This is a genomic window from Alcaligenes sp. 13f, from assembly GCF_020496585.1.
Classification (GTDB): domain Bacteria; phylum Pseudomonadota; class Gammaproteobacteria; order Burkholderiales; family Burkholderiaceae_B; genus Alcaligenes; species Alcaligenes phenolicus.
In genome coordinates, this window is sequence record NZ_JAHKKC010000001.1 from 312,012 (window position 1) to 320,621 (window position 8,610).

Annotated in this window: 6 protein-coding genes; 3 read left to right on the forward strand and 3 right to left on the reverse strand. The window is 59.1% G+C overall.

Annotated features, from left to right (window positions below; translation table 11 throughout):
* Positions 1-29 precede the first annotated feature (29 nt).
* Genes fdhF through KOE80_RS01460 form a run of 3 tightly spaced genes read right to left on the reverse strand, consistent with a single transcriptional unit; the run spans position 30 to position 5,036 of the window.
* Complete coding sequence (gene fdhF / locus KOE80_RS01450) at positions 30-2,951, reverse strand: formate dehydrogenase subunit alpha (protein WP_226348175.1); 2,922 nt, start codon at positions 2,949-2,951, stop codon at positions 30-32.
* A gap of 13 nt (positions 2,952-2,964) precedes the next feature.
* A complete protein-coding gene (locus KOE80_RS01455; RefSeq protein WP_226348176.1) occupies positions 2,965-4,533 on the reverse strand; it encodes a formate dehydrogenase beta subunit in 1,569 nt (522 codons plus the stop codon).
* The gene (locus tag KOE80_RS01460) at positions 4,530-5,036 is read right to left on the reverse strand and encodes a formate dehydrogenase subunit gamma (RefSeq protein ID WP_042483136.1); all 507 of its coding nucleotides are present in this window, start codon (positions 5,034-5,036) and stop codon (positions 4,530-4,532) included. The genes KOE80_RS01455 and KOE80_RS01460 overlap by 4 nt, the downstream gene beginning before the upstream one ends.
* Positions 5,037-5,236: 200 nt before the next feature.
* Here KOE80_RS01460 and KOE80_RS01465 point away from each other — a divergent pair, with 200 nt between their 5' ends.
* From KOE80_RS01465 to mobA, 3 genes are all read left to right on the forward strand, one after another.
* Positions 5,237-6,343, forward strand: coding sequence for a substrate-binding domain-containing protein (locus tag KOE80_RS01465; RefSeq protein ID WP_026485086.1), 1,107 nt, complete (start codon positions 5,237-5,239; stop codon positions 6,341-6,343).
* Positions 6,344-6,412: 69 nt separating this feature from the next.
* Complete coding sequence (moaA, locus tag KOE80_RS01470) at positions 6,413-7,657, forward strand: GTP 3',8-cyclase MoaA (RefSeq protein WP_226348177.1); 1,245 nt, start codon at positions 6,413-6,415, stop codon at positions 7,655-7,657.
* On the forward strand, positions 7,654-8,253 hold the full coding sequence (mobA, locus tag KOE80_RS01475) for a molybdenum cofactor guanylyltransferase MobA (protein ID WP_226348178.1): 600 nt from the start codon (positions 7,654-7,656) through the stop codon (positions 8,251-8,253). Before moaA ends, mobA begins: the two co-directional genes overlap by 4 nt.
* The last annotated feature ends 357 nt before the right edge of the window (positions 8,254-8,610 follow it).

Genomic DNA, 8,610 nt, shown 5'->3' on the forward strand with positions numbered 1-8,610 from the left:
GGCAACTCCTTAGGGCCTGTTGGGACGCATCATACTTTCGCGACGGCCTCGGCATGCTCATGCGAATGGCTGTGATCCGCCTGGGCCAAATCCTCGGCCGGGACGGTCTCGCCTTGCAGGAGACGCTGCTGAATATCGTGGAAACGGTTCCAGCGATTTTGCCAGGCCGACTCGGAGGTCACGCGCTGAATCTGCACGGCCGTCACCTTGTACTCGGGGCAGTTGGTTGCCCAGTCCGAGTTGTTGGTGGTGACCACGTTGGCGCCCGACTCGGGAAAGTGGAAAGTAGTATAGACCACCCCTGGCTGCACTCGTTCGGTCACCGTCGCGCGCAGGGCGGTCTCGCCCGCACGGCTCTTGACCGAGACTTTGTCGCCACTGCGAATGCCACGATCTTCGGCATCCACCGGGTGAATTTCCAGCAAGTCCTCTGCATGCCAGGTCACGTTGTCGGTACGGCGGGTTTGTGCGCCCACGTTGTATTGCGACAGGATACGGCCGGTGGTCAGTAGCAAGGGGAACTTGCGGCTGCTGCGCTCTTCGGTGGGTACGTACTGAGTCAGTATGAAGCGGCCCTTGCCACGCACGAACTCGTCGATGTGCATGGTGGGGGTGCCTTCAGGTGCCTGTTCGTTGCAAGGCCATTGCACGCTGCCACCCAGCTCCTGGATGCGATCGTAAGACACGCCGGCAAAGGTCGGGGTCAGACGGGCGATCTCGTCCATGATCTGGCCGGGATGCTCGTAATTCATGGGGTAGCCCAAAGCACGGGCCAGGGCGCAGGTGACTTCCCAGTCGGCCATGCCCGCCTTGGGCTCCATCACTTTGCGTACGCGCGAAATGCGGCGCTCGGCGTTGGTGAAGGTGCCGTCTTTTTCCAGGAAGGATGAACCGGGCAGGAACACGTGGGCGTACTTGGCGGTTTCGTTCAGGAACAGATCCTGTACCACCACACACTCCATGGCAGCCATGGCGGCGGCCACGTGCTGGGTGTTCGGGTCGGACTGAACAATGTCTTCGCCCTGGCAGTACAGCCCCTTGAAGCTGCCACTCAAGGCGGCGTCAAACATATTGGGAATGCGTAGACCGGGTTCGGATTGCAGAGATACGCCCCAGGCCTGTTCAAACTGCTGGCGTACGCTGGTGTCGGAGACGTGACGGTAGCCGGGGAACTCGTGCGGGAAGGAGCCCATATCGCAGGAGCCTTGCACGTTGTTTTGACCACGCAGCGGGTTCACACCCACGCCTTCGCGGCCTACGTTACCCGTAGCCATGGCCAGGTTGGCAATGGCCATCACGGTGGTGGAGCCCTGGCTGTGTTCTGTCACACCCAGGCCGTAGTAGATCGAACCGTTACCGCCGGTGGCGTATAGACGGGCTGCGCCACGGATGTCGTCGGCGGACACACCGCAGATCTCGGCCATGGCTTCCGGCGAGTTCTGGGGCTGGCTGACAAAGCTGCGCCATTCATTAAAGGCGGCGGTATCGCAGCGTTCGGCCACATAGGCCTCATTCACCAGATTTTCAGTGACGATTACGTGGGCCATGGCGGTCAGCATGGCGGTGTTGGTGCCTGGACGCAGGGGCAGGTGATAGTCGGCCTGGATGTGCGGCGAGCTGACCAGTTCAGTCTGACGCGGGTCGATCACGATCAGGCGGGCACCCTGGCGCAGGCGACGTTTCAGGCGCGACGCAAATACGGGGTGAGCGGCGCTGGGGTTGGCACCCATCACGATCACTACGTCGGTGTGCATCACCGAGTCAAAGGTTTGCGTACCGGCGGACTCACCCAGGGTCATCTTCAGGCCGTAGCCGGTAGGGGAGTGACACACGCGGGCGCAGGTGTCCACGTTATTGGTACCAAAGGCAGCGCGAACCAGTTTTTGCACCAGATAGGTTTCTTCGTTGGTGCAACGCGAGGAGGTGATACCGCCCACCGCGTCACGACCGTGCTGATCCTGAATGCGACGGAACTCGGAGGCGGCGTAATTGATGGCCTCGTCCCACGACACTTCCTGCCAGGGGTCCGTAATGCTCTTGCGTATCATGGGGCTCAGGATACGGTCCTGGTGCGTGGCGTAACCCCAGGCGAAACGACCTTTCACGCAGGCGTGGCCACGGTTGGCCTTGCCGTCTTTCCAGGGTGTCATGCGAATGACTTTGTCGCCCTTCATCTCGGCCTTGAAGCCGCAACCGACACCGCAATAGGCGCAGGTGGTGATGACGGCGTGCTCGGGCTGACCCAGGTCGATAACCGACTTTTCCATCAAGGAAGAAGTCGGGCAGGCCTGGACACAAGCACCGCAGGAGACGCAATCGCTGCCCAGAAAACCATCGTTCTGGCCGGCAGTGACGCGCGATTCAAAACCACGCTTGTCGATGGTCAATGCAAAGGTGCCCTGAACTTCCTCACAGGCGCGCACGCAGCGATTGCAGACAATGCATTTGCTGGAGTCATAGGCAAAGTAAGGGTTGGAATTGTCGGTAGTATCGTCCAGGTGGTTGGCACCATCAAAGCCATAGCGCACGCTGCGCAGGCCCACCACACCGGCCATGTCTTGCAGTTCGCAATTGCCGTTGGCAGGACAGGTCAGGCAGTCCAGCGGGTGATCGGAGATGTACAGCTCCATCACGTTGCGGCGCAGCTTGTGCAGGGTGTCGTTTTCGGTTTGGACGACCATGCCTTCTTCCACCAGGGTGGTGCAGGAAGCAGGGTGGCCGCGACGGCCTTCAATGTCCACCAGGCACAGACGGCAGGAGCCAAAGGCCTCCAGCGAATCGGTGGCGCACAGCTTGGGAATATTGATACCGGCCAAGGCGGCTGCGTGCATCACGGAAGTGCCGACGGGCACTTCAATCAATTTGCCATCGATGGTCAGGTTGACCATCTCGGTCTGGGTCGAGGCTGGGGTGCCCAGGTCACGTTCGCGTACGGCGACTGTTTCTTTCATGGTGATCTCCGTCTTAGACCTTGGCCAGGTCCTGCTCGGTTTGCGGGGCCAGTCCAAAATCCTGGGGGAAGTGTTCCAGCGCGGACAGGACGGGATAAGGGGTCATGCCGCCCAAGGCGCACAAGGACCCGGAGAACATGGTGTCGCACAGGTCGCGCAGCAGCTCGACATGGTTATCCATGTCTTCGCGGCGACGGATCTTCTGGATGGTCTCCACACCACGCGTAGAGCCGATGCGACAGGGTGTGCATTTGCCACAGGATTCGATGGCACAGAATTCCATGGCGTACTGCGCCATGTGGGCCATGTCCACCGTATCGTCAAAAGCCACCAGGCCACCGTGGCCGACCATGGCATTGATCTTCATGTAGGCTTCGTAGTCCAGCGGGACATCCCACTGGTGTTCGGGCAGATAGGCTCCCAAGGGGCCACCGACTTGCACTGCACGCAAGGGACGACCGCTGGCACTGCCACCACCGTAGTCGTACAGCAATTCGCGCAGGGTGACGCCAAAGGCTTTTTCCACCAGGCCACCGTTTTGCAGATTGCCGGTCAATTGGAATGCCAGCGTGCCACGCGAGCGGCCCATGCCGTAGTTTTGGTAGTAAGCACCGCCCTTGGCCAGAATCACTGGCACGGAGGCCAGCGACACCACGTTATTGATGACCGTAGGTTGACCAAACAAACCTTTGATGGCGGGCAGAGGCGGTTTCACACGCACCACGCCGCGCTTGCCTTCCAGACTGTCGAGCAGGGCGGTTTCTTCACCACAGATGTAGGCGCCGGCTGCCTTGCGCACTTCCAGATCGAACTCGCAGCCGCTGCCTTGAATGCTCTTGCCTAGCCAGCCTGCGGCGCGCGCCGCCACAATGGCTTCGTTCAACGCTTGTACAGCCAGCGGGTATTCGGAACGCACGTAGATGTAGCCATAGGTCGCACCTACAGCCAGCCCGGCAATCGCCATGCCTTCAACCAAGCACAGCGGATCGCCTTCCATCAACATGCGATCAGAAAACGTGCCCGAGTCGCCTTCGTCGGCATTACAGACAATGTACTTCTGCTGTGCCGGGGTGTTCAGTACCGTGTTCCATTTGATGCCGGTCGGGAAAGCCGCACCGCCACGACCTCGCAGGCCGGAGTCGGTCACTTCTTTCACAATGGCGGCCGGTTCCATGCTCAGCGCCTTGCGCAAACCTTCGAAGCCACCACAGGATTGGTAATCGGCCACGCTGACCGGATCAATAATCCCCACACGGGCAAAAGTCAGGCGTTCCTGATTCTTCAGGTAAGGGATGGCGTCCGTCAGACCGTGGCACAACTTATGTGCACCGCCTTGCAGAAAACCAGCGTCGAACAGACCGGGCAGATCTTCAGTCTGGACAGGGCCGTAAGCGACGCGGCCTTCAGCCGTTTGCACTTCCACCATGGGCTCCAGCCATAGCAAACCGCGCGAGCCATTGCGCACAATCTGCACATCCAGACCGCGCTCCTGAGCCTGGGCCGCCAGTTGCTGGGCAATCTCATGGGCGCCCATGGCGACCGCTGCGGTGTCGCGCGGAACGTAAACGGTAATGGTGCTCATGACTGGGCCTCCTGGCTGCTTAGCAGGGCATCCAGTTTTTCGGGGGTGACGCGTGCATGGGGTACGCCATCGAGCATGACGGCGGGGGACTGAGCACAGAGGCCCAGACAGTAGACAGGCTCCAGCGTGTACTGGCCGTCGTCGCTGTTTTCATGGAAGTCGCAGTTCAGGCGGCGACGGGCATGAGCCGTCAGCTCCAGCCCGCCCCGCGCCTGACAGGCTTCAGCCCGGCAGATTTCCAGGGTATGAGTCGCGTGGGGCTGGGTGCGGAAATGGGCGTAAAAAGAGATAACGCCATGGATTTCCGCACGGGACAGCGCCAGCTGTTCGGCCAGCACCGGCACCACGGACTCGGGAATACAGGCAATCCGGTCCTGAATCGTGTGCAAAATAGGCAACAGGTTACCTTTCTGGCCGGCGTGCTCCTGCACGGCCTGCAAGGCGACCTCTTCAGGAGTCAGACCGGACAGGTCCTGCTCCTGGTGATGAGGGGTTGTTTGCATGTCCTGTGTGCGCGGTGCCCGGATAGGGTGCCTGCGCCTCCATATTTTTTATGCACAGCGGTGCATATTATTTGACAGTGTTTTCCCTTGTAATCTAACCACTTAAGTCCATAACTTCAATAAGCAATATTTCGCATATATAATGTTTGGTACATGCAGCACAAAACATAAATACGAAAACACACTGGTCTTAAAAACACATGACCAAACAGAAATTCAAAGCCCGGCTGCGCTCTGAATGGATTCTGGAAAATGCAGACGGCGTGGACCTTCCCATGGGGGATGTGTTGCGTTTGTTGGGTGCCATCGAGCGACTGGGGCACTTGGCGGGAGCCAGCAAGGAATGCCAGTTTTCCTACAGACATGCCTGGGGCTTGTTGCGTAATGCCGAAAAACAGTTTGATGCGGCCCTGCTGGAAACCTCCCGGCGCAAAGGCACCAAACTGACCGAGTTCGCCCAGCGTTTGCTGTGGGCGAATCGGCGACTGGATGCGCGTCTGACGCCAACCCTGGAGAGCATGGCTTCCGAGCTGGAAGAGGAGTTGGGCCGCTTGTATGCGCAGCCTCTGGACCGTTTGCGCTTTCAGGCCAGTCACGGATTTGCGATTGAAGGCCTGATGCGCTTTGCCAATGAGCACGATGGTCTGCCGCTGGAGCTGCGCTACCGCACAGCCATTGAAGCGCTGGCTTCGCTGGAGCGCGGGGATTGCGATCTGGCCGGTTTTCAGGTTCCGGTGGGTGAGTTCGAGGTGGCTGCCATGCGCCGTTATGGGCAGTGGCTGTCTCCGGCGCGTCACAGGCTGATTTTCCTTTCCACTCGCCGGACCGGCTTGTTTGTGGAGAAGGGCAATCCCAAGAACATCACCGGCATGGCCGACTTGTTGCGGCCCGATGTGCGCTTTGTGAACCGTCAGATGGGGTCCAGTACCCGCTTTCTGGCAACCTTGCTGCTGGGGCAGTTAGGGGTAAACACGAATGCGGTGCTGGGCTTTGAAACAACAGAATTGACACATATGGCGGTGGCGGCTCACGTTGCCAGTGGCATGGCCGATACCGGCCTGGGTGTGGAAACAGCGGCCAGCCGATGCGGGCTGGAGTTCATTCCCCTGGCCCAGGAGCGTTATTTCATTGCGGTCGAGCAAGAAGCGCTGGATAAGGCTCCTATGCAGGAACTGATGAACGTGATTGGCGGTTCCGCGTATAGTCAATTCATGGAAGATCTGGTGGGTTACGACCCACGGGGTTTGGGACAGATCATGACGCTGGAACAGGCATTCGGGCAGGCTGCCGACATGCTCTGGCGTTAGACCCCATTGCATGACGAAAACACACACCATGAGACGGGGACGAACCCTGTCCTTGAAAAAGAGAACACCATGAGCGATGAGCATGGGCCAAAACGTGAACCGGTGTCCGTAGACCAGGTTCAGTACAGGCCATATCAAGAAGCAGCTCCCCCAGGTTCCGAGGCCCGGCCCTTGGAGCCGAGTGACCCGCAGCCTGCTGGAGCGGGGATTATGCCGTCCGGCATCGAGCAGGGGGCGCAAGCGGGTGCTGCAGAGCTTGCACGCCGCCCGACCGTGCGGATTGCCGCTGTGTCAGGGCAACCTTTGGACAAGCGTCACCGCCCATTTCGTGACCTGCGCATTTCCCTGACCGACAAGTGCAATTTCCGCTGTACCTACTGTATGCCGCGGGAAGTCTTTGGCACGGACTACGAGTTCCTGCCTCATTCTTCCCTGCTCAGTTTTGAAGAGATTGAGCGCGTAGCACGGCAGGCCGTTGCTCTGGGCGTGCGCAAGCTGCGCCTGACGGGTGGCGAACCGCTATTGCGTCGAAATATTGAAGTGCTGATTGCCATGTTGGCCAAGCTGCGTACACCGGAAGGTGATGCGGTGGAGCTGACTTTGACCACCAATGGCACCTTGCTGGGTCGCAAGGCTCAGGCCTTGAAAGACGCGGGGCTGAATCGTGTCACCGTCAGCTTGGACGCCTTGGACGATGCCCGTTTTACTCAATTGAGTGATAGCGGCGTGTCGGTCTCCACCGTACTGGATGGCATTGCCAAGGCACAGGCCGTGGGTTTGAGCCCGGTAAAGGTCAATATGGTGGTGCGCAAAGGGCTGAACGATGATCAGATCTTGCCCATGGTGGAGCACTTCAAAGGCTCGGGCCAGATTCTGCGTTTTATTGAATATATGGACGTGGGCACCAGCAATGGCTGGAATCTGCAAGAAGTGCTCAGCGGTGCGGAGATTGTGGAACGTATCCAGTCCCGTTTCGAGCTGGAGCCAGTGGCCGCCCAATACCGTGGCGAAGTCGCCAGCCGCTGGCGCTTCAAGGATGGGACGGGCGAAGTTGGCGTGATCACCAGCGTCACTCAACCCTTCTGTGGAGACTGTTCGCGCATGCGTCTTTCGCCCGAAGGACGCCTGTTTCTGTGCCTGTTTGCTTCCCAGGGTTATGATGTGCGGGCGCAATTGCGCTCGGGTGCGTCCGACGAACAGTTAGCCGCCTATATGCACGGCGTCTGGACGGGACGGCAGGACCGATATTCCGAGATTCGGGGTGAGCAAACCACGAGTCGTGACCGTATCGAAATGAGTTATATCGGCGGATGATAAGCACACAGGACATCAGTGGTATTGTGCTGGCGGGCGGACGAGCCCGCCGTTTTGATTTGTCGGGCCAGATCGATAAAGGCTTGCTGCTCTTGCAGGGTCAGCCTTTGGTGCAGCATCTGGTACGTCGCCTGCGTCCGCAGGTGGGGACTATCCTGATCAGTGCCAATCGCAATCCCGAGCAGTATGTCCATTGGGGGCGTGTGGTCCCTGATGCCTTGGAGCTGGAGGGCTATCTGGGTCCGCTGGCCGGTTTGGCCAGTGTGCTGGATCAGATCAGTACGCCGTGGGCCTTGTCCTGCCCGGTGGATTTGCCTTTTGTGCCAGTGGATCTGGGCAAGCGTTTGATCAAGGCCGTTGAGGAGCAGGGCGCTGTGGCTGCCTACGCGCAGGCAGAGCGTAGCCACCCTTTATGCCTGTTACTGCACACCGATCAGGCTGCGGGCCTGAAAGACTATCTGCTTAGCGGCGAGCGCCGTGTCATGAGCTGGCTGGAGAGCATAGGCGCGGTGGAAGTGGATTTCCGCGATGCGCCTGAACATGCTTTTTTCAATATCAACACGCCGCAGGATCTGGATCAGGCACAAAGCTGGTAAACCTGTTGCAGTGGCTTTGCTGCGCAAGTATTGATGAGCAGAGGAAAACAGAGGCGGGGTTGGCTGTTCGTGCGTGAGCGTTCCGTTATGCGGCCCTCCTGAGCAGTAGGCTGTCTTTACGTGAAGTACCTTTAAATAGCTCCAAACCAAAACAAACAACACAAAAAAAAACCGCCCTGATCAGGGCGGTTTCAGACTGCTGATAAACCCCTGGTTTTGCGCCCTGGGGTTTATTTTTTTGTTCTCCCGCCCAGGCGATGAGGTGTCGCTCACGATTCTACGGTTTTCGGTCGATCAGGCCTCAGATCACACCATCAGGCCGTTTGCGGGCCGGGGGCAAGCTCGCAGGCGCGTGAA

Coding starts and splice junctions, on each gene's coding strand:
- mobA (WP_226348178.1), top strand. CDS start 7,654: ATGATAAGCACACAGGACATCAGTGGTATTGTGCTGGCGGGCGGACGA.
- KOE80_RS01465 (WP_026485086.1), top strand. CDS start 5,237: ATGACCAAACAGAAATTCAAAGCCCGGCTGCGCTCTGAATGGATTCTG.
- KOE80_RS01460 (WP_042483136.1), bottom strand. CDS start 5,036: ATGCAAACAACCCCTCATCACCAGGAGCAGGACCTGTCCGGTCTGACT.
- moaA (WP_226348177.1), top strand. CDS start 6,413: ATGAGCGATGAGCATGGGCCAAAACGTGAACCGGTGTCCGTAGACCAG.
- KOE80_RS01455 (WP_226348176.1), bottom strand. CDS start 4,533: ATGAGCACCATTACCGTTTACGTTCCGCGCGACACCGCAGCGGTCGCC.
- fdhF (WP_226348175.1), bottom strand. CDS start 2,951: ATGAAAGAAACAGTCGCCGTACGCGAACGTGACCTGGGCACCCCAGCC.